The organism is Formosa sp. L2A11 (genome assembly GCF_009796865.1).
GTDB lineage: Bacteria > Bacteroidota > Bacteroidia > Flavobacteriales > Flavobacteriaceae > Formosa.
The window spans coordinates 1,627,886-1,649,538 of sequence record NZ_CP047028.1; the positions used below are offsets into that span (position 1 = coordinate 1,627,886).

General features: G+C 34.5%; 12 protein-coding genes. 6 read left to right on the forward strand and 6 right to left on the reverse strand.

The window, feature by feature from the left end; translation table 11 throughout:
* Window positions 1-139: 139 nt before the first annotated feature.
* Entirely contained in the window at window positions 140-3,286 is a 3,147-nt protein-coding gene (locus tag GQR95_RS07085) for a SusC/RagA family TonB-linked outer membrane protein (protein ID WP_159022509.1), read from the forward strand.
* A 12-nt stretch (window positions 3,287-3,298) separates the two neighbouring features.
* The gene (locus GQR95_RS07090; RefSeq protein ID WP_159022510.1) at window positions 3,299-4,777 is read left to right on the forward strand and encodes a SusD/RagB family nutrient-binding outer membrane lipoprotein; all 1,479 of its coding nucleotides are present in this window, start codon (window positions 3,299-3,301) and stop codon (window positions 4,775-4,777) included.
* Window positions 4,778-4,838: 61 nt separating this feature from the next.
* Here GQR95_RS07090 and GQR95_RS07095 read toward each other — a convergent pair whose 3' ends face one another.
* The 6 genes from GQR95_RS07095 to GQR95_RS07120 form a co-directional block, all read right to left on the reverse strand.
* Window positions 4,839-5,858, reverse strand: a complete 1,020-nt coding sequence (locus GQR95_RS07095; RefSeq protein WP_159022511.1) for an aminotransferase class I/II-fold pyridoxal phosphate-dependent enzyme — start codon at window positions 5,856-5,858, stop codon at window positions 4,839-4,841.
* A gap of 5 nt (window positions 5,859-5,863) precedes the next feature.
* Window positions 5,864-6,874, reverse strand: coding sequence for a dipeptide epimerase (locus tag GQR95_RS07100; protein ID WP_159022512.1), 1,011 nt, complete (start codon window positions 6,872-6,874; stop codon window positions 5,864-5,866).
* Window positions 6,875-7,024: 150 nt separating this feature from the next.
* Entirely contained in the window at window positions 7,025-9,883 is a 2,859-nt protein-coding gene (locus tag GQR95_RS07105) for an alpha-amylase family glycosyl hydrolase (RefSeq protein ID WP_159022513.1), read from the reverse strand.
* Between the two features lie 59 nt (window positions 9,884-9,942).
* Window positions 9,943-11,256 (reverse strand): SusF/SusE family outer membrane protein, encoded by a 1,314-nt coding sequence (locus GQR95_RS07110; RefSeq protein ID WP_159022514.1) that lies wholly within the window; start codon window positions 11,254-11,256, stop codon window positions 9,943-9,945.
* 17 nt (window positions 11,257-11,273) lie between these two features.
* Window positions 11,274-12,887 (reverse strand): RagB/SusD family nutrient uptake outer membrane protein, encoded by a 1,614-nt coding sequence (locus tag GQR95_RS07115; protein WP_159022515.1) that lies wholly within the window; start codon window positions 12,885-12,887, stop codon window positions 11,274-11,276.
* A 12-nt stretch (window positions 12,888-12,899) separates the two neighbouring features.
* Window positions 12,900-15,815 (reverse strand): TonB-dependent receptor, encoded by a 2,916-nt coding sequence (locus GQR95_RS07120; RefSeq protein ID WP_159022516.1) that lies wholly within the window; start codon window positions 15,813-15,815, stop codon window positions 12,900-12,902.
* 231 nt (window positions 15,816-16,046) lie between these two features.
* Here GQR95_RS07120 and GQR95_RS07125 point away from each other — a divergent pair, with 231 nt between their 5' ends.
* The 4 genes from GQR95_RS07125 to GQR95_RS07140 all read left to right on the forward strand — a co-directional run bounded on the left by GQR95_RS07125 (window position 16,047) and on the right by GQR95_RS07140 (window position 21,617).
* The gene (locus GQR95_RS07125) at window positions 16,047-17,087 is read left to right on the forward strand and encodes a LacI family DNA-binding transcriptional regulator (protein ID WP_159022517.1); all 1,041 of its coding nucleotides are present in this window, start codon (window positions 16,047-16,049) and stop codon (window positions 17,085-17,087) included.
* A 125-nt stretch (window positions 17,088-17,212) separates the two neighbouring features.
* Window positions 17,213-18,595 carry an MFS transporter gene (locus tag GQR95_RS07130; protein WP_159024249.1) on the forward strand — a complete coding sequence of 461 codons (1,383 nt, stop codon included), beginning with the start codon at window positions 17,213-17,215 and terminating at the stop codon, window positions 18,593-18,595.
* Window positions 18,592-19,248: a beta-phosphoglucomutase gene (pgmB, locus tag GQR95_RS07135; RefSeq protein ID WP_159022518.1), complete on the forward strand. Its 657-nt coding sequence runs from the start codon at window positions 18,592-18,594 to the stop codon at window positions 19,246-19,248. The genes GQR95_RS07130 and pgmB overlap by 4 nt, the downstream gene beginning before the upstream one ends.
* Window positions 19,249-19,322: 74 nt before the next feature.
* Window positions 19,323-21,617, forward strand: coding sequence for a glycoside hydrolase family 65 protein (locus tag GQR95_RS07140; protein ID WP_159022519.1), 2,295 nt, complete (start codon window positions 19,323-19,325; stop codon window positions 21,615-21,617).
* The last annotated feature ends 36 nt before the right edge of the window (window positions 21,618-21,653 follow it).

The following is a 21,653-nucleotide window of genomic DNA, read 5'->3' on the forward strand; positions in this document are numbered from 1 at the left end:
CTCTAGGATATCTTTATTGTAAGTCTTTGTTTTTTGATAAATATGTAGAAGTTGGAAGGTTTTGGTGATTTTGGCTTTTGTTAGATGTGTTATTACTGAATTTTATGTTAATTTAACATAACAATTAAAACAACCAAATATGAGAAAAACACATATGCTTTCTTTTATTGTCTTTTTTACATCGATGTTTTCATTTCTTTTTGCTCAAAACATTGAAGTAACAGGGACTGTAAAAGACGACAATGGTATGCCTTTACCTGGTGTAAACATTTTATTAAAAGGAACAGCTTCCGGAACCTCAACAGATTTCGATGGAAATTATAAGATTAAAACAAATCCAGGAGATGTTTTATTGTTTTCTTTTTTAGGTTACGAAAAATCAGAAAAAATAGTTGAAGGTTCAACTTTAAATGTAACGTTAGTTACGAGTGAAGGTGAAGCTTTAAATGAAGTTTTAGTTACTGCCTTTGGTATAGAAAAATCTTCTAGAGAATTAGGGTATTCTGTGTCTAAAGTTGAAACTGCAGATTTAGAATTGGCAGGACAATCTAATGCTGTAGCCGCACTTCAGGGGCGTGTTGCAGGATTGCAAATTAGCCAAACATCTGGTTCTTCAGGTGGAGGTGTAGATATTTTAATTCGTGGAGTTACTTCTGTAAATCCAGATAGAAGTAATCAACCTTTAATTATTGTAGATGGTTTAGCGCTAAATAACGATACATTTTCAGGAGATGTTCTTCCAAGTTCAGGGTCTAACTCACCAAGTAGTTCAGAGCAATTTTCATTTTCAAACAGAGCTACAGATATTAACCCAGAAGATATTGAAAGTTATAACGTATTAAAAGGTGCAGCAGCAAGTGCTTTGTATGGTGTAAGAGCATCTAATGGTGCAATTGTAATTACAACTAAAAGAGGTAAGTTAGGAAAAGCGAGAGTTAATATGTCTGCGTCTACTAGTTTTAAACAGATTCGTACAACTCCAGATTTACAAAAAACATATAGAGAAGGATATAGTGGTGCGCCTAGAACATTATATACTCCGGAAACAGATAGTGGTTTTACAAGATTAAGAGAAGGGAATTTAACTTCTTTTTATTCTTGGGGACCAAAGTATAGTGACGATTCTTATACTATGGATGATGGTACTATTGTAGATTTAACAGGAGATAAGTTTTACGATCCTTATAATTTATTTCAAACAGGAGTAAACACACAATTAAACTTTAATATTAGCGGAGCTACAGAACGTATGGATTATTTCTTTTCTGTAGGGAATAATAGTGAAGAAGGTGTGTTGCCAAATACAAATTACGACAAAACAACATTTAGATTTAAAAGTGGTTATAAAGTAACCGATAACTTTAAAGTGAATACGTCTATATCATATACTAAATCTGGTGGTTCTAGAGGTAATGGAGGTGATAAGTCTGTATTTAGTTCACTGTCTTATTATTCAGCAACATTCCCAATTAATGATTATATAAATGCAGATGGAACACAAAGAAATTATTCTTTTGGTATTATCGATAATCCAAGATATGTGTTAGAAACAAGTCCGTTATTAGACGATGTTAATAGATGGATAGGTAATGCAACATTTAATTGGACACCTCTAAACTGGTTGACGGTTACTTATGCGGCGCAAGTAGATAATTATTCTGATCAAAGAAATCGTTTTGTATCTCCATATATAGATGCCGGCGCTGGTGTTGGTGGTTTTATTGTAAATCAAAATATTAATTTTTTAGGCTTAGAGTCTAACCTTTTAGTAGCTATGGAAAAAGAGTGGAACGATGATTTTAGAACAACGCTTACTGTAGGTAATCAAATTTCTGATACTAAAAGAGATTATACTTGGCAACGCGGAGAAACACTAAATGTGCCAAGCATTAACGAAATCTCTAACACTATAAATATGTATGCGGGAAAATCTATAGAACAATTACGTAATGTAGGTGTGTTTGGAGAATTAAAAATGGACTATCGAAATAAGTTGTTTTTAACCGTTACAGGTAGAAACGACTGGGTGTCTACTTTACCAACACAGAACAGATCGTTTTTTTACCCTTCTGTAAGTTTAGCTTACGATATTCATGATTTAATTACAGAAGATACTAGTATTTTTAGTTTTGGAAAATTAAGGGCATCTTGGGCAGAAGTAGGTAAAGGGCCTTTATTTGGTCAAGTAGGACATTATTTTGTGTCTGACGATAATTTTCCTTTTAATGGTGCCGGAGGATATAGGTCTAGTACAGAGTATGGTGATGTAAATATGATTCCAGAACGTAACCAATCTCATGAAATAGGAGCAGATTTACGTTTCTTTAATAATAGATTGCGTATAGATTATGCATATTATAAAACACGTGTAAAAGATCAAATATTTACTGTTGCTGCTGCGTACTCATCAGGATTATCTGGTGTTGTTAGAAATGCAGGAGATTTTGAATCTTTTGGGCATGAATTATTAGTTGGGTATGATATTATTAGAAACAAAGACATTAAATGGGATGTGGTTTTTAATTGGGCGACTAACGAAGGAAAAGTGTTAGAGTTACCAGACGATATAGAATCATTAATTTTTGCAGATTCAGGTTTTGCAGGAGTGACTTCAGAAATTCGTGAAGACGGTACTATGGGAGATATGTATGGTTATAAATGGACTTATGTTGATGGTCAACGTTATATAAACGCAGATGGTTTACCTGTTGTAAATACAGATGAACGTGTTAAAGTAGGAAATGCATTTCCAGATTTTACAACCTCTTTAGGAAGTAATTTTAGTTATAAAGGTTTTGGATTTAATGTTTTAGTTGAATGGAAAAAAGGTGGAGATTTATACGATGCTGGAAGACGTAATGGTTTAAGAAACGGTATTCTAAAAGAAACAGAATTTAGAGATGAATTTACTGTTATGGACGGTGTTATGGACGATGGTGCTGGCGGATATGTTACAAACACAACAGCAGCTTACATCGATCAGGATTACTACAGAAGTAGTGATAATTACAACCGTGCATCTGAGGTCTTAGTACAAGATGCATCTTGGGTAAAATTACGTAGCATTGGGTTAAGTTATGATGTTAAAGGTGCGTTATTGAATAAATTAAAAATGGAGCGTATTGGATTTTCTATTAGTGCTAATAATATCTTATTATGGACACCTTATGAAGGTTACGACCCAGAAGGAAATCAATACAGTGCAGGAAGTAACGTTTATGGATTTACAGGTTTAGGTACTCCTGTTAGTGAGAGTTTTTCAATGGGAATTAATTTAGGATTTTAAATGATGAAAACGATGAAAAAATTTATAATAAAAACAGGAATGTTAGGACTGCTTCTAGTTGGGATTTCTTCTTGTAGTGATAATTATTTTGATGTCAATACACCATCAAGAACTGCTCAAGAAGAAGAATTACGTGTAAGTGATTTAATGGCTCCAGTAATGTATAGAGTTCTGTCAGGACAATATTCTGTAGAGCAATCTTTTGGTAACTATACACAATATTTTGTTGGAGAAGGCGGTGTGGCTTCTGGAGAAACAACAGCTTCTGGTTTATGGTCTAGTGTGTATTTATATACCTTACCTAATGTGGTGACCATTAAAGAAAAAGCAGATGAAATTGGAGCCATTCATTACAGTGCTGTAGCAGATATTATTACAGCTATTAATATAGGTGTTGCTACAGATACTTGGGATGATATTCCTTATACTGAAGCTACAGGTGGAATAGATAATTTGTTTCCATTTTTCGATACTCAGGAATCTATTTATACAGAAATTTTTACCCTTCTAGATAACGCTATTGTAGAACTTCAAGAAGTAGATGAGTCTGGAACGTATTTAGGAACAGACGATTTAATTTATGGAGGAGATATCGATAAATGGATAAAAGCCGCATATACTTTAAAAGCACGTTATCAATTACATTTAGTTGGCAAAGGAACGGTTTCTGCTAGTGATGTATTAACAACAATAGAAAACGGATTTGAATCTAACGATGATGATTTTCAAATGTATTACGACGACGAAGACCAAAATCCTTGGTATTCTGTAGAAGTTGTAGCAAAGAGTACAGGGAATTCTCATAATGATCTTGCTAGTCAATTAGTTAGTTCTATGAATGGAGATTATTTTCCTTTTCAAAGTTCTGCTTTAAGTATCGATCCGCGTTTACCTGTATTTGGAGACAATGATGGAGAAGCAGAGTGGAAAGGTTATGTAAGTGGTGGTGGTGGTTTAGCTCCAGATGGTACTTCTGGTAACACTGGTTTTGTTGAAGGCGGTTATTATACAAGTAAAGATTCTCCGTTATTACTTATTAGTTATGCCGAAGCACAATTTATAAAAGCCGAAGCTGCATTTTTAGAAAATGGAGGTACTACAACAAGTGTTGGTTCTAGCACAGTGGCTTACGAAGCGTATTTAGCAGGAATAGAATCTAGTATGTCTAAATATGGAGTAGATGGTTCAGATTATTTAGCAGACGGATCGATTGCTGTTGGAGAATCTGGATTGATGTTACAAAACATCATGAAAGAGAAGTATATTCATAATTTTTTAAACCCAGAAACTTTTGTAGATTTTAGACGTTACGATTTTTCTGATGATGTTTTTAAAGGTTTACAAATTAGAGGAGAAATAGATTCTGATGGTGATTATGCAGGGGAATGGTTTAGAAGAGCAACTTATCCAACTACTGAAGAATTTTCGAATCCAGATAATGTAGCCGCAAATAAAGAAACTCCAGTAACACCAGTTTGGTGGGATGAATAAACTTTAAGTGTGTAATTTAAAAAAGCGTTTTCATTTAGTTGAAAACGTTTTTTTTATGCCTTTATATAATTGATTTTTTTAATATATCTATATCTGCTTTTGTATGGTTTGCCGAGAGTACAATTCTGCTTAAAACATCTTTAGGTGTTGGATAATTAAAATGTGTAATAACAATATCTTTTTGTAATAACGATTCGTAGAATTCTGGTGAGAAATTATAAATATTTGGATATTTTGTGTTGAATAGAAAAGCATAATTTAACTGTAATCCATCAAAAAAGTACTGTAAATTACATTTTAGTTTGTCCTGTTGTGCTTTGTAAATGTCTGCCGATTGTAAATAGGCTTCTAAATACGCCGGACTCATTCCGGATGCTGTAGAAAACATTACAGTTGCTTTTATGTCTTCTATAAAAGAAGAATCTCCTGCGATAATTCCACCTGGTAATCCTATTGCTTTTCCTAAAGAACTCACTAGAATTTTTTGTTTTACATGTGTTGTCGGGATGCTACTAAAAATACCCATTCCTGTTTCTCCAGTAATACCAATACTATGCGACTCGTCTACAAGAAGTGTTATTTTTTTTTGCTTCGGAATAGTTTCGATAAAACTAAAATCTACAGTGTTTACAGTTGCTGTAGGTACAGCATCTGCACAAATAGCAATGGCTTCAATCGTTTCTGTTAATAGTGTTGGGTGTAGTGTATTATCAATAAATAATGGTAAACTGTTTGGTGCTAATATTGCTGGATGTGTATTGGGATAATGATAAAAACGTGTAGGCGATTGTGCCAAATAATCTAGTGTTAATTTCCCTGCTAACATTCCAGAAGATACGGTAACACAGGCTTCTGTTTGTAATTGAGAAGCCAGCAGCTTTTCAACATCATTAAACACTTTTAATTTTACATTTGCATGTCTAGAGCTACCATAAGCTGTTCCCCATTTTCTAATGCCTTTAATTACCTCATCCTGAAATGCAGGAAGTGTCGCTAGCCCTAAATAAGAAGTGCCTCCAAAATAGGAAACACTTTTATGTATTAAGGAAATTTTATCGTTGGGTGCTTTTATAACTTCCATGCTAATTAAAGTAAAGTGACGCCAGTTCCGTTTAAGTCGCTATAATGTGTTACTCCATTGTCTATAGTTATTCCTGTAGCAATATCTTTTGCTAATAACATAGCGCCGTCCATATCTACATAATCGAGTAACGGTAAAAGTTGTGCAACTGCAGAAATCCCAACCGAAGATTCTGTCATGCAACCTACCATAGTTTTCATACCGAGTGCTCTTGCTTCTACAAGCATGTTACGTGCAGGTGTTAATCCGCCACATTTTACAAGCTTAACATTTACACCGTGAAAGTGATTGTGGCATTTCGCAATATCTTCACTTACTTGGCAACTTTCGTCTGCAACTATTGGTAATACAGAGTCTTGAAATAGTCTTTTGTGTCCATCCCAATTATCGGCTTTTAAAGGTTGTTCTAAAAATTCAACGCCTAGTTTTTTTAGTGCAATTGCATTTTTTAGAGCTTCATCTACGCCCCAACCGCAATTGGCATCTATTCTAAACACAGCATCTGTATGTTTTCTTAATTCGGTAACAATTTTAATATCTTCATTTGTACCTAATTTAATCTTGTAAATAGGCCAAGGCAATTCTTGCATTTTCTCTACCATTTTTTCAACGGTATCAATTCCAATCGTGTAATCTGTAATTGGATTATGAGAAATATCGTAGCCCCAAAGATCGTAAAGTTTTTTGTGTTGTTTTCTTGCGTATAAGTCATTGTAAGCAAGGTCTAAAGCGCAAAGGGCAAACATATTGTGTTTTAAAAGCGGATACATTTTTGTCCAGAAAATATCAGGAGTTTCATTTACTGTGGTTTCAATACTACTTTTAACCTTAGATAATTCGTTCATCATTATAGGCACAGTAACATTGTAATACGGGTTTGAAGTAGCCTCGCCATAACCAGAAAAACCTTCGTCTTCTAAAACGACAATTAAACTGGGTTGTACATCTATCGATTCTCTAGAAATTGTAAACGTGTGTTTCAATTCAAGAACGTAGTCTTTTAAAATAAGTTTCATATACTAATTGTGTTGTTACTCAAAAATACGGAATTATCCGTTTTATAGATTCTAATAACAAGTTATTTTAAGTAAACATCCACTTTTGTTCATAAAAAATGCTTAACAGGAATTTTTGTTAAGCATTTGTGAATCGAAATAAATTGTGTTTTAGATCTTTATAAGTTTAGACGTGCTTTCTTGTCCTTCTGAATTAATTATTTTAATAATGTATAATCCAGATTTAAGTACAGAGACGTTAAAAGAATTAGTTGCATTAAAGTTGCCTTTAAATTGTTTTACACGTTTTCCTGTAATATCGTAAACATTTACATCTGTTGATGTTGTATTGATTTTAAAGCTATTTTGAGTCGGATTTGGGTAAACAGTAAAAGTGTCTGCTAAAACAGTATCGTCTACACCCAAGCTTTGCGGTATGTTGTTCCCGTAAATTTTGAAAGTTCCAGGTTCTAAAGTAATTGCATTAGTCGCAGAAATTGAAGTGTTTCCTGTTTCGTCCATTAAGTCGTACCAAATTCCTGTGCTAGGAAAATCAGGATCTACGGTTTGTGTTGTGGTATCAAAATTAGAAATAATTACGACTTCATTTAAATCTGTAGAAGCTAAGTCTGAATTCCAGATATAAATTCTAGGCGTTAAATCTCCAGAGGTAATGGTGTAATCACCCTCGAATACATCTTCATTAATTTTTAGTTCATTTAATCTGGTCCAAGTGTCGTAAACCGCTTTTCTGTTCTCGTCTGCTAACCAATTTTCAGACCATTGTGGCTGAGGTTTAGTGCTTAGTTTACAAGAATCGTCTGAAGATAACGAGCCATCTGTACAGGTGTAAATAGAATTATCCATACCTAAATCTCCAAAATGCCAAATCATTTTTGGACCAGGAATAGTTAAGGTAATCGCTCCTAAAGCTTCCATGCGTTGTAAAGACGTGTTTAAATCTTTTACACTATAGGTTCCTGAAGATGCACCATATTGCAAGTTTTTATACATTAATCGTTCTTCGTCATGACTTTCTGCATAGCCAACTAAGCGTTTTCCTGTGAAACCATGTGCATCACTTCCCATTCGCTCAATATTAGAATCAGAAGCATATCCCATAGTTAATTGATTATATGGATCTGTCATTTTTCCCCACATCATTACACCTTTACCTTCATCAATCTTATAGTTTGCCCATTCTTGTTCTTCGGTGTCTTCTCCTAAATGTTCGAAAATAACGTATTGTGTTTCATCTAAATCCCAAGAATAATCTGCATATTGTTTTAAAATATCTACACGATCTTGTTGGTAACTATTGGTGCAGCTTTCGTCGCTAGAGGTGCAGTTTTGTGTAAACCCTTTAGTTAAATCCCAGCGGAATCCATCAATATTAAAATCAGTAATCCAATGCTCGACCACACGTTCTACATAATATTGTGTGCGTGCTTGCTGATGATTAAAATCTGATCCCACACTATAACTGTGTGTTGCTTCTTCATTAAAATAGGGATTTTCACTACTTGGATCTCCCCAGCCATCGCCATCGGGATCTTCCATCCACATACGAACCATTGGGTTTCTACCGTACGCATGATTTAAAGCAACATCTAGAATTACTGCAATTCCATTTTCATGACATAAATCTATAAATTCTTTGACTTTGTCTTCTGTACCATAAAATTTATCTAAAGCCATATGAAAAGCGGTATTGTAACCCCAACTTTCATTGCCTTCAAATTCCATAATTGGCATAAGTTCGATGGCATTAATATTCAGATTTTTGAAATAATCGATACGATCTATTAAATCTTGAATATTTCTGTCTGCATCAAAATCACGAATTAAGACTTCATAAATGACTAAGTCTTCTTTTTTAGGTTTTTCAAAATCGCTGACTTGCCAATCGTATGCAGATACTCCAGTTTGTAATACGGTAACTTCGCGCTCCTGACCTGTTGGATAATCAGGTAAATTAGGATAGGTGTCTGAAGAAATTTCAGAATCATCGAAAGGTGATAAAACTAAAGTTGAAAAAGGATCGGCAGTTTTTACCATAACAGGTGAGTTTGCTATAGGTGTTTCGTCTACAGCCCAATATTGATAGGTTTCTATATTTTGAGACGTTAAACCTGTTAGTTCTAACCAGAACATTCCAGTAGTTGGATCTTGTTTCATGGCATAAGCCGATGTAGGTGACCAATTATTGAAACTTCCTGCGACGTACACAAAGCCTTTTAACGGTGCATCTAAAACCAAAGTTGCTTTTGTAGCATCGCTTGCATTGTAGTTAATTCCGTTTTCTAATCCATCAGGCATGGTTTGAGATAGCGTTCCAGGGTTTACTAATACAGAAAATGTTTTGGTAGTTGTATTAGAACCTTGATTTACGGTTAACTCATAATCCTGATTGGTTGTAATATTTGTTTGCGTATATGTATACGAACTGATGCTTGTTTTAGTGTCTAATACACTTCCGTTTGCTGTAAGTGTATAATTTGCACCTCCTGCAGTATTTGATGCAGACACGGTTAAACTTCCTCCAGAAGTTAAAATTGTTGAACTGTTTTCTTCAGGTGAATTTAAAGTGACTTGAAACGTCCCGACATTAACAAAAATATCTGAACAACCAGTTGCTTTTAATTCTTGGTCTCCGGCTGCATTTCTAAAAACCATCCCCATTTTTGTAGCAGAATCTGCTTGTGCATCGGTTAGACCGTAATATGTTTTAGGTGTAATGGTAATACTCCACGTACCATCGTTGTTATTAGTCATTTCTCCAACACCATCATCTGTGCCCCAATTCCCGATAACATTGTATCCCCAAGGATCAGAGCTATCCCCGATTCCGGAATGCATATAAACTTTAGAAGGACTACTTAGGGTATTACAATTTGTATCTGAACTTAAAATATTTACGGTAATGGTTACCGTTTCTGTTGTGTTAAATGTAGTTGGGTTTGTGGTTACTTGAGCATAATTAAAGCTAGTAACAATTAAAAGTAAAAAAGCGAGTAAAGTTTTTTTCATAATATATGGATTAAAAACAATACGGGCTGTGATGTTAATATCACAGCCCGTATTTATTGCTAATTAGTTAAAGTATACGTTGGATTAGACGTATCTGATAAGTCTAAAATTATATCGTAAGTGCCTGCTGTAATAGCGATGTTGTCTCCGCCATCGTCTAAAATACCATCTGCACCAGTATCTCCATAGTTTATTCCCCAATCGTTGTTGGCTCTAAACTTCATTTCTCCTGTTGTAAGCGTTACACCGTTTAAATACCAAACACCATCTGTAGTGTAATCCATATTTAAAACGGTGTCTGGACCATCCCAACCGTTAGGTGTAGCATCTCCAACAAGTCCCCAAAGATTTTCGATAGCTTCAAGAGAGTATGTCAAGTCGTTTAAGTTTAAAGTTACAAGATAATTTCCTGCTGTAACGGCAATGTTATCTCCACCATCATCTAAACTTCCGTCTGCACCAGTATCTCCGTAGTTAAAACTCCAATCGTTGTTCTTTCTGAATTTCATTTCACCATCGGTTAAGGTAACAACGGCACGCCATTGGTCTGATGTAGAATCGTATGTTAACGGCGTATCTGGTCCATCCCAGCCATTAGGTGTTGCATCTCCAACAAGTCCCCAAGTGTAAGCTTCAATTTTGTAGGTTAAAGTACCTGCGTTAAAAGTTACTTTATAAGTACCTGCAGTAACAATAATATTGTCTCCATTTTCTTCTAAAGTACCGTCTGCTCCAGTATCACCATAGTTTAAATCCCAGCTATTGTCTTGTCTTATTTTTATTTCACCATCTGTAAGTGTTACATAGGCATTAAAAATATCGGCTTCGCTAGTAGTGTAGAATGGCATATCTGGACCGTTCCAACCATTTTCTGTAGCACTACCAACAAGTCCCCAAACAGAAGATAAATCTAAAGTATTTGCATATCCTGTTACATTAATGTTGCTAATGTTAGATGTTGCTGCAATTGTAGAGGTACCAATAATACTTTCTACCTTAACATCTATAGTTGTTTCTACGCCAGATTCAACTTCTAAAGTTTGTAGAATAGTATTTAGTTCTTCAGTTAAAAGGCTGTATTCTAAATCGCTTCCTACATCTTTTTTTACTGCATTTTGGAAGTTGTTTCCAGAAACATCAAAGTAAACCATATATGTTGGTATGGCGCTGTATCCGTAGTCTGGCTCTGTCCAAGTTAAATCTAATGCAGTAAGACCTACATTGTCTTTAAGTAATACAATATCTGATGTAGATGTTGTAAGTGCTGTTGTGGCTGTGGCATTTAAAACCGTATCGGTGTCGTCTGTGCTGCAGCTGTATAATGCCAGGGTGACTAACATTATACTTAATAATTTTGAAGCTATATTTTTCATATTATAATGCTTTTATATTAGTATCCTGAGTTTTGTTCTAAGTTTGGATTAATAGAAATAACGTTAGTTGGTAAAGGGAATATTTGTCTGAAAGAATCTACTCCATTACCATCGCTAGAACCACCTTTAAACGGCCACACATAAGTATCTGATGTGAATTCATTAAAACGAATTAAATCTGTTCTACGTAAGCCTTCCCAATATAATTCTCTTGAACGTTCATTTAAAATGAAGCTTAAAGATAGGTCTGATATAGAAATATCTCCAGAGTTATCGCCATAAGCACGTTCTCTTAATTGATTTATTAAGTTTACCGCAGTATTTAAATCTCCTCCGCCACCACGAAGTGCAGCTTCTGCATAGTTTAAGTAAATTTCTGCTAATCTAATTAATGGAATATCTGTGTCTGCAAACTCTCCAGAAGTATCGTTAGCTTGGCTACCATCGCTATTTACATTTGAAAATTTAGTTACGGCATAACCATCTGTAAATGTGTTTGAAATGGTTGTAATTTCGTATTCTTGACCGTCTGTGTAAAACATAGCACGGTGATCTGCCCAAGCTGTTGGGTTACCATCGCTGTCTTTTGCAGTAATAGAAGTCGAAAATTTATTAACTAAAGCTTTCGTGGTTCTAAGTCCAGACCAACCTCCGTTAACACCATAAGCAAGCGGATCCATACTACCACCAATTGCAGCATGTATTAAGAATGTGGTTCCACCATAAGTTGTAGACTGTACACCATCAAAATTAGCTGTAAAAATGAATTCGTTTTGAGAACCATTAGTGTTATTGTCTGCTAAGAATAATTCATCGTAAGCAGAGCCGTTTCCGTTAACATCGTTAGTATTTATTGAATATGAAGAATTAATTACTTCGTTAGAATATGTAATGCAATCTGCATATCTGTCTTCACCAATCCAAGTTTCAGCATTTAAATATAAACGAGATAATAATGCCCAAGCAGCAACTTTGTCTACACGACCATATTCGTTACTATCTGCTAATTCATCTTGAATTTCTAATAATTCTGATTCAACAAAACTAAAAAGTTCTGTTCTATCACTTTGTAATGGTAAATCTGTCGATACTACTGTAGTTAATGGCACATTTGCATATAAATCTATTAAGTTATAGTAAGCATATGCTCTTAAAAAACGTGCTTCTGCAATATATGTTTGTGCTTCTGCATCTGATAATACTGATGCATTTTCAATGAAAGAGTTACAAAACGAAACTTCTTGTCCTAATCTGTAATACATAGCTTCAGAGAAGTCGTTACCAGAAGACCAGCTTAAGTTATGTAAATCAGGTAGTCCTGGATCTCCCCAGCCTACAACTGCATTGTCTGTTGTAAGTTCGTTTAGATTGAAAAGCATACGTGTGTATTGCGAGAACCCTTCATCTATACCAGAAATATCTGCATCGCCTGCAGGTCCTTCTTGCCCGGTTAAAGCTAAACTTGCATACAGTTTAGCTAAGGCTCCTTTAGCTTCATTTATATTTGCAAAGACATCTTCTTCTGTAAAACTATCTGGATCGATAGGCGTTTGGTCTAAATCGTCATGACAAGACACTATAGATAGCGCTAAAGCGAAACCAACTGTGAATTTATTTATTATATTTTTCATGAATTCTTTTTTTTAAAAATCAATATTTACACCTAAAACGTAAGTTCTTGGTCTTGGGTAGAAATTGTTGTCAATTCCACCATAAACTTCTGGGTCTAAACCATCGTAATCTGTTACTGTTAAAACATTCTGAACAGATCCGTAAAAACGGAACGTTGTGTCTTTAATGGCTTCCGTTAGTGTATAACCAAGCGTAATGTTGTCTACTTTAAAGAAGGATGCGTCTTTTACATAATGGTCGCTTAATAAACCATTGTCTGTTAAAGATTGGAATCCAGTATTGTAATAATCGGTGCTTAGATTTGTTAAAATACCGTTTTCTGTAGCTCTATTTAAAGTTCCTGCTCTAGATGAAATATTGTCGTAAATGTAGTTACCTAGATTAGCTCTTGTTACTACAGATAAATCCCATTTTTTATAACTTAAATTAGTGTTTAATCCCATAGTTATATCTGCATACGGATCGTGATCTATATATCTATCATCATCGTTAATAATGTTATCTCCGTTACGATCTACATACGCACCTTCAATAGGTTTTCCTGTACTGTCATAAACTTGCTCGTATACTAAGAAGCTGTAAGGAGCTTCTCCTTCTACGTGAGTTTGTACTGTGTTTCCTGTACCACCACTAATACCTCCAACAAATTGTTGGTCAGGAAGGTTTGTAATTTCATTGTCGTTAAAAGCAATGTTGTAACCAAGGCTCCACTCGAAATTATCATTTCTAACAGGAATAACATTTAAGTTAAACTCGATACCTTTATTTTCCATATCACCAATATTAGCTTCAATTTGGTTTCCAAAATTTGTAAAAGGATCTACAAAAGAGTTACTAATTAAGTCTTTTGTTTTCTTAGAGTATACGTTTAAAGAACCAGAAATTCGTCTAGAAAATAAAGCGTAGTCTATACCAATGTTAAGTGTTTGTGCAACTTCCCAACGTAAATCTTCGTTTGTAGCAGAAGGTCTATACGTTTGGTAAAATGCATTTCCAAATTGATAGTTTGCTGTAGATGTACTACCAGTATAACTTGTTATAAATTTGTAATCGTTTAGACCATTTACGTTACCAACTTCTCCGTAACCTAATCTTAATTTTAATTCGTTTACGGCAGAAACATCTTTTAAGAAAGATTCTTTATTAATGTTCCATGCTAAGGCTGCAGAAGGGAAATATCCCCAACGGTCGTCTGGATTTAATTTAGAAGATGCATCTGCTCTTAAACTTGCAGTAATAAGGTATTTTCCGTTTAGTGCGTAATTAACACGACCAAAATACGATAGTAATACGTTTTTAGATTTATCTATAAATTCGTAATCCACACCATCTTCTTCATTTTCACTATTATAATCAAAGTTGTTGTATTCAAAAGATTGGTAAGAGTAACCTGCTACTGCAGTTAAATTGTTGTTATCATCAATTTCTTTTTCGTAAGTTACATACGCATCAAATAATTTGTTTGTAGCTTCTTGAGTATAACTGGTACGAGATCCATTCCAAGTTTCATCTGCAGTTGGAATTAAATCTGATGTTACTGTTCTACCGTGGCTATTTTGTTTATCTATACCTATGTTAACTGTTGCTGTTAAATCTTCAAAAAAGTGAAGGTTGTAATCTACTTTAGCATTTGCTACTATACGACGTACTTCAGAAGTATCATCTACCAAGTCTAATAAAGCGACTGGATTTGTAGGCGCTAAACTTGGTTTGTTTCCTGTATTAGGATCTATCCAAGAGAAATATCCACCATATTTTGAATCTGCATCATAAATAGCTTGTGTCGGGTCGAAATCGATTGCGGAACCAATAGCGTCTTGATTTGCAAACGTGTTTTCAGTATACATCCCACGAGCATTTAAATCTAATCTTAAGTGATCGTCTAAAAAGCTAGGTTTTACGTTTAAGGCAGCAGTGGTTCTTGTAAGATTATCTCCTTTAAGAATACCATCCTGATCAGAATATCCAATAGATGCTCTTACAGGTACGCCAAAAGCATTACCAATTGCACTAAAAGCATGGTCAGACCCGTAAGCGTTACCATAAATTTGGTCTTGCCAATCTGTGTTTTCAGATCCTAATAAAGCGATGTTTTCTGCTGTTCCTGTTTCTGTAATAAGCGTTCTAAATTGGTTTGCAGACATAACATCTACAGTGTTAATAGGAGTTGCTACAGTTGCAGAACTGCTTATATTAAATTTAAAGCCTCTATCTTTCCCTTTTTTAGTAGTAATTAAAATAACACCGTTAGCAGCACGCGATCCGTAGATTGCTGTTGCAGAAGCATCTTTTAAAACCACCATACTTTCAATATCACTAGGATTAATAAAGTTTAATGGGTTTCTAGAACCGCCAACGCTTCCGTTATCAATAGGGAAACCATCAATAACATAAAGCGGTGTGCTTTCTAAAGATAAAGATCCTTGTCCTCTAATAATAATGTTTTGTCCTTCTCCTGGAGCTCCACTACTAGAAGTTACAGATACACCGGCAACTTTACCGCTAATTAATTGTTGTGCAGATAAAACAGGGCCTTCGTTAAATTCGTCTGATTTTACCATGTCTACGGCTCCTGTTAAGTCTTCTTTCTTAACACTACCATATCCAATAACAACAACTTCGTCTAAGACTGCCGCGTCTTCTTCAAGTTTAATGTTTAATGTTGTTTGTCCGTTAAAGGTTATATCCTGTGATTTATAACCAATAAAAGTAAATTCTAAAATATCTCCTTCATTTACAGAGAGGGAGTAGTTTCCGTCAAAATCTGTAGCAGTACCAGTTGTTGTTCCTTTAATCACAATATTTACACCAGGTATGGGTAAATTTGATGTGTCTTCGGAAACGGTTCCTGTTACGGTTGTTTGCGCCAATAGTAATGATGGTGCAAAAAACAATGCCAGTAATACACTGTTAAAAAATGTTTTCATACAATATGAATTAAATTAAATCTGAATTAGTTTGTTTGTTCGTACTTTTACTTCTCGAGATTAAAATTATGTAAATTTTATGTTACTTCTAATTATAATTTTACGATATCCCTAACGTAAACGTTTTCGTGTTAGTAACTTTTTCTGTATTCAAGAGTTTTTGGTCTTAATTCTGTGAATTATTGAAAATTTGATAGATTGTAATATATTTACGAGTATAAAATAATGCTTATGAAAAAGAAAGTAACCTTAAAACAAATTGCTAAAGAGTTAGATGTGTCTATCGCAACAGTGTCTAAAGCTTTAAGAAATAGCAAGGAGATTAGTGAAGATACCCGAGATAAGGTTAAGGCTTTTGCTAAGCTTTATCATTACAGACCCAATAATATAGCCCTAAGCTTAAAAAACAGAAAGACTAAAACTATAGGAATTTTAATTCCAGAAATTGTACATCACTTTTTCTCGAAAGTAATTCAAGGGATTGAAGAGGTTGCTAATAAAAAAGGATATAATGTTATTATAGGGTTATCTAATGAGTCTTTTGATAAGGAGGTTATTAATATGGAAATGTTAGCCAATGGAAGCATAGACGGTTTTATACTTTCTATCTCTAAAGAAACATTATTAAAGCATGATTATCATCATTTTAAAGAAACAATAAGTCAAGGAATGCCTATTGTAATGTTCGATAGGGTTGTAAACGAAATTGCTTGCGACAAAGTTGTAGTAGACGATTTAAGAGGTGCTAAAAAAGCAGTAATTAAACTGATTGAAAATAAATGTAAAAACATAGCAATTATAACTACTATGGACTATGTTAGTGTAGGTAAATTGCGTACTCAGGGGTATATTGAAGCTTTAAATGAGTTTAATATTGAAAGTAATCCTAATCTTATTCTAAAGGTAGATGATAAGTTGGTTTCTGAAGATTATATAGATGTCTTAGAAAAAGAAATTATGGATTTATTTTTGAAGAATCCAGATATAGATGGTGTCTTTGCCGTTAATGAATTATACGCTATAACAGTCATGAAAGTGGCTAGAAAATTAGGGAAACAAATCCCTGAAGAACTTCAAATTATTGGCTTTACAGACGGCGTATTGTCTCGTCATGCCATACCAAGTTTAACTACAGTGAGTCAGCATGGTAATGAAATGGGAGCTGTTGCTGCCGAATTATTAATTGAAAAGTTAGAGAGCGAATCTGAGGATGAGCAAGTTAGAGCGGTAGTTGTAGAGACCGAGTTGATTGAAAGAGAGTCTACCAAATAAAATTTAACATCACTAATTTAAAATCTTTTGTATCTTAGCACTTTAATCAAAACTTTTACTTCTCAATAATAAGTTTTGATAAGTTTTTTTTCGCTTATCAATGGTATCCATTAAAATATACTATGATGAAAAAGCGTACCCTTAGTTTCTGGGAAATTTGGAACATGAGTTTCGGTTTCTTAGGAATACAATTCGGATTTGCACTACAAGGAGGCTTCATGTCTCGAATATTTCAAACTTTAGGAGCCGACAAGGAAGCCATTCCAATGTTGTGGATTGCTGCACCTTTAACTGGTTTGTTAATTCAACCCATAATTGGCTATATGAGCGATCATACTTGGAGCCCGCGCTGGGGAAGACGTAAGCCCTACTTTCTAGTTGGTGCTATTCTAAGTTCTATTGCTTTACTTCTTGTGCCACATTCTCCCGTATTATGGGTTGCTGCTGGTTTTTTATGGATTTTAGATGCATCTATTAATGTGTCTATGGAACCTTTTAGAGCACTTGTAGCAGATAAATTACCCGATTCGCAACGGTCTTACGGCTTTGTCGTACAAACTTTAATTATTGGTATTGGTACTTGGGTTGCTAGTAATTTACCTTGGATGGTTTCTAAACTAGGTGTTAGCGATGCTGCAGCTATGGGTGTTGTGCCTATGTCTGTAAAAGTTGCTTTTGCTATCGGAGCCGTGGTTTTTATGGCGAGTATTTTATATACCGTTTTTAGTACATCCGAATATCCTCCAGAAGATATGGAAGCTTTCGAAAAAGAGAAGGCTAAAAAGAATAGTTTTATTTCAGATATTAATAATAATATCGGGAATATGCCTTCTACTATGAAACGTTTAGGACTTATCCAGTTTTTTAGTTGGTTTGCCTTTTTTACTATGTGGAGTTTAGCAAATCCAGCATTAACAGAACACGTATACCACACGCCAGCACCAATAGAAGCGGCATACGATTTTTCTATTCCAGAACAAGCCGCTGCTTTCGATGTCGTAAACACAGCTTTCCAAAAATCTTCAAATTTAGTAGGATCTTCAATGGGCGTTTATGGGTTGTCGTCTATGGTTTTTGCTTTAGTCTTAGCATTCTATACTTCTAAGAAACGTATTAACCGTAAATATGTACACATGTTTTCTTTATTTGTGGGTGGTTTAGGCTTTTTGTCTATGTATTTCTTTCCCTCTCCAGATTTTTTAAAATACTCGTTTATTCTAGTAGGAATAGCTTGGGGTAGTATACTTTCTATGCCTTATGCTATGTTATCCAGTGCAGTAGATCCTCATAAAATGGGAGTTATTATGGGAATTTTTAATATGTTTATAGTAATTCCGCAAATTATTGCAGCAATAGGAGGTATTAATTTTGTGTCTAACCTCTTGGGAGACGAAACCATTAACGCCATGTTAGTTGCTGGATTTAGTTTAATTATTGCAGGGCTTTGCAACTTTTTAATAACAGATAAAAACGCGATATCATATCAACCAGAATTAGAAAACTCATGAAAATAAAAGGATTTATATTCGATTTAGACGGTGTCATTGTAGATACTGCAAAATATCATTTTTTGGCTTGGAAAAATTTAGCCAATAGTTTAGGTTTCGATTTTACCGAAACTCAAAACGAACAGTTAAAGGGAGTGAGTCGTGTAGAGTCGCTTAAAAAAATATTAGCTTGGGGAAATACCACCGTTTCCGATGAGAAGTTTCAAGAATTAATGACTTTAAAAAATACAGAATATTTAGAGTTTATTAATAAAATGGACGATTCAGAAATTCTTCCAGATGTGCCTCGTGTTCTAGATTATTTAATAGATAACAAACAAGGTGTGTCTTTGGGGTCTGCAAGTAAAAATGCAAAAGTTATACTTGAAAAAGTTCACCTATTATCTAAATTTAAAACCATAGTAGACGGGAACGATGTTTCTAAGGCAAAACCAGATCCAGAAGTGTTTTTAAATGCTGCAAAATCCTTAAACATAAAACCAGAAGACTGTGTGGTTTTCGAAGATTCTGTTGCCGGTGTACAAGCAGCAAATACGGCCAATATGATTTCTATAGGTATTGGTAGTAAAGATGTGTTGTATGAGGCCGATTATATTTTTAACGACTTCACAGAAATTTCAACAGAATTTATAAATAAAATAATTAATAACTAGAATACATAAAACCGTAACGTTACCAGATTTCATTTTTGGTATACAAATCACGGTATTCTATTATCTTAAATAAAATGAATCAAGATTATATTAAACCAGACAATTGGTCGATAATTGAAGAAGGATTTGATGTAGAACGCGTTAAATCATCAGAGAGTTTATTCAGTATCGGGAACGGTGCTATGGGGCAACGTGCTAATTTTGAAGAGTACTATTCAGGACCAACATTTCAAGGAAGTTATATCGCGGGTGTATATTATCCAGATAAAACACGTGTAGGTTGGTGGAAAAATGGATATCCTGAATATTTTGCTAAAGTGTTAAATGCACCAAGTTGGATTGGTATTAATATATTCGTAAACGGAAATCCGCTAGATTTATTTACGTGTAAAGATGTGTCCGATTTTAAGCGTGAATTAAATATGAAAGAAGGTTGGTTGTCGCGTTCTTTTAAAGCAACCTTACCAAACGCTATTGAAATTGCTGTTGAAACAAAACGTTTTTTAAGCATAGATTTAGATGAGGTTGGAGCTATTTCTTATGCTATTACACCTTTAAATGGCGATGCAGAAATTACTTTCGAACCCTATTTAGATTCGGGAATTACAAACGAAGACACCAATTGGGACGATAAATTTTGGGAAACTACTGCGGTAACTCAAGATGGAAATATGGCGTTTATTGAAGCTCATACTATGAAAACGGAGTTTAAAACGTGTACGTTTATGGCTTCAGAGTATTTCTTAGATAACCAGAAATTAGATGTAAAAGCAGAGGTATCTCATACAGACCGGACTATTACATTTAAGCAGACTTCAGCAGTAAATAAAAATCAAACATTCACTATTCATAAATTTGGTGGTTACACCGTAGATCGTAATCACGAGGTAACGCATTTAGTGTCTGCAGCCAAAGACGTTTTAAGCAAAGCGTTAAATTTAGGGTTTCAACATTTATTGGTTCAGCAAGAATTGGCTTGGGCTAAAATTTGGGATATGGCAGATATTACAATCGAAGGCGATGTAAAAGCACAACAAGGTATCCGATTTAATATTATGCAATTAAATCATACCTATTTAGGAAAAGATGCCCGTTTAAATATTGGTCCGAAAGGGTTTACAGGTGAAAAATATGGAGGAAGTACCTATTGGGATACCGAAGCCTATTGTATTCCGTTTTACATGGCAACTAAAGATCAAGAAGTAGCGCGTAACTTATTAGAATATCGTTACAATCACTTAGATCGTGCTATTGAAAATGCAGGAAAACTAGGATTTACTAACGGTGCAGCTTTATACCCAATGGTAACCATGAATGGTGAAGAATGCCATAACGAATGGGAAATTACGTTCGAAGAAATTCATAGAAACGGAGCCATTGCATTTGCCATTTTTAACTATTACCGTTACACAAACGATTATAGTTACATTCCAGAAAAAGGATTAGAGGTGTTAATCGGAATTGCTCGTTTTTGGCAACAACGTGCAACATTATCTACAGCACAAAATAAATACGTAATTCTTGGCGTTACAGGACCAAACGAATACGAAAACAACGTAAATAACAATTTCTACACAAATTATCTTGCTAAGTGGTGTATAGATTATGCCATAGAAAATATTAAGAAAGTTGCTAAAGAATACGAAGACGATTTTAGTAGAATTCAAGATAAAGTAAATCTGTCTCCTGAAGAATTAGAAAAATGGAAAGCCGTTGCCGGAAACATGTATTTACCTTTTTCTAAGGAGCATAATATTTACTTGCAACAAGATGGTTTCTTAGATAAAGAGTTAATCTCTGTAGCAGATTTAGATAAGGCGTCTCGCCCAATAAATCAAAAATGGTCTTGGGATCGTATCTTACGTTCGCCTTATATTAAGCAAGCAGATACGTTACAAGGATTCTACTTTTTCGAAGATCATTTTACAACAGAAGAATTAGAACGTCATTTCGATTTTTATGAACCATTTACTGTTCACGAAAGTTCGTTATCGCCTTGTGTACACAGTATTCAGGCAGCAAAATTAAACCGTATGGATCAGGCTTACGAGTTCTATTTACGTACATCGCGTTTAGATTTAGACGATTATAATAGAGAGGTTGAAGAAGGCCTACATATTACGTCTATGGCAGGAACTTGGATGAGTATTGTTGAAGGTTTTGGAGGTATGCGTATTAAAAATAATATGTTGTCTTTTGAACCTAAAATTCCTCACCAATGGGAAGGGTATTCATTTAAAGTGAATTTTAGAAATCAAGTTGTAAAAGTAAAAGTAACTCAAAAAGGTACCGAATTTAAACTTGAGAAAGGTAGCGAATTAGAAATAATCGCAAATAATAAAAACGTATTGCTTCAATTAGAAGATTGAAAAATTAAGGATAGTGCGTTTTGATAGTTAGGCTGT

Coding starts and splice junctions, on each gene's coding strand:
- GQR95_RS07090 (WP_159022510.1), top strand. CDS start 3,299: ATGAAAAAATTTATAATAAAAACAGGAATGTTAGGACTGCTTCTAGTT.
- GQR95_RS07110 (WP_159022514.1), bottom strand. CDS start 11,256: ATGAAAAATATAGCTTCAAAATTATTAAGTATAATGTTAGTCACCCTG.
- GQR95_RS07105 (WP_159022513.1), bottom strand. CDS start 9,883: ATGAAAAAAACTTTACTCGCTTTTTTACTTTTAATTGTTACTAGCTTT.
- GQR95_RS07120 (WP_159022516.1), bottom strand. CDS start 15,815: ATGAAAACATTTTTTAACAGTGTATTACTGGCATTGTTTTTTGCACCA.
- GQR95_RS07095 (WP_159022511.1), bottom strand. CDS start 5,858: ATGGAAGTTATAAAAGCACCCAACGATAAAATTTCCTTAATACATAAA.
- GQR95_RS07130 (WP_159024249.1), top strand. CDS start 17,213: ATGAAAAAGCGTACCCTTAGTTTCTGGGAAATTTGGAACATGAGTTTC.
- GQR95_RS07115 (WP_159022515.1), bottom strand. CDS start 12,887: ATGAAAAATATAATAAATAAATTCACAGTTGGTTTCGCTTTAGCGCTA.
- GQR95_RS07140 (WP_159022519.1), top strand. CDS start 19,323: ATGAATCAAGATTATATTAAACCAGACAATTGGTCGATAATTGAAGAA.
- pgmB (WP_159022518.1), top strand. CDS start 18,592: ATGAAAATAAAAGGATTTATATTCGATTTAGACGGTGTCATTGTAGAT.
- GQR95_RS07100 (WP_159022512.1), bottom strand. CDS start 6,874: ATGAAACTTATTTTAAAAGACTACGTTCTTGAATTGAAACACACGTTT.
- GQR95_RS07125 (WP_159022517.1), top strand. CDS start 16,047: ATGAAAAAGAAAGTAACCTTAAAACAAATTGCTAAAGAGTTAGATGTG.
- GQR95_RS07085 (WP_159022509.1), top strand. CDS start 140: ATGAGAAAAACACATATGCTTTCTTTTATTGTCTTTTTTACATCGATG.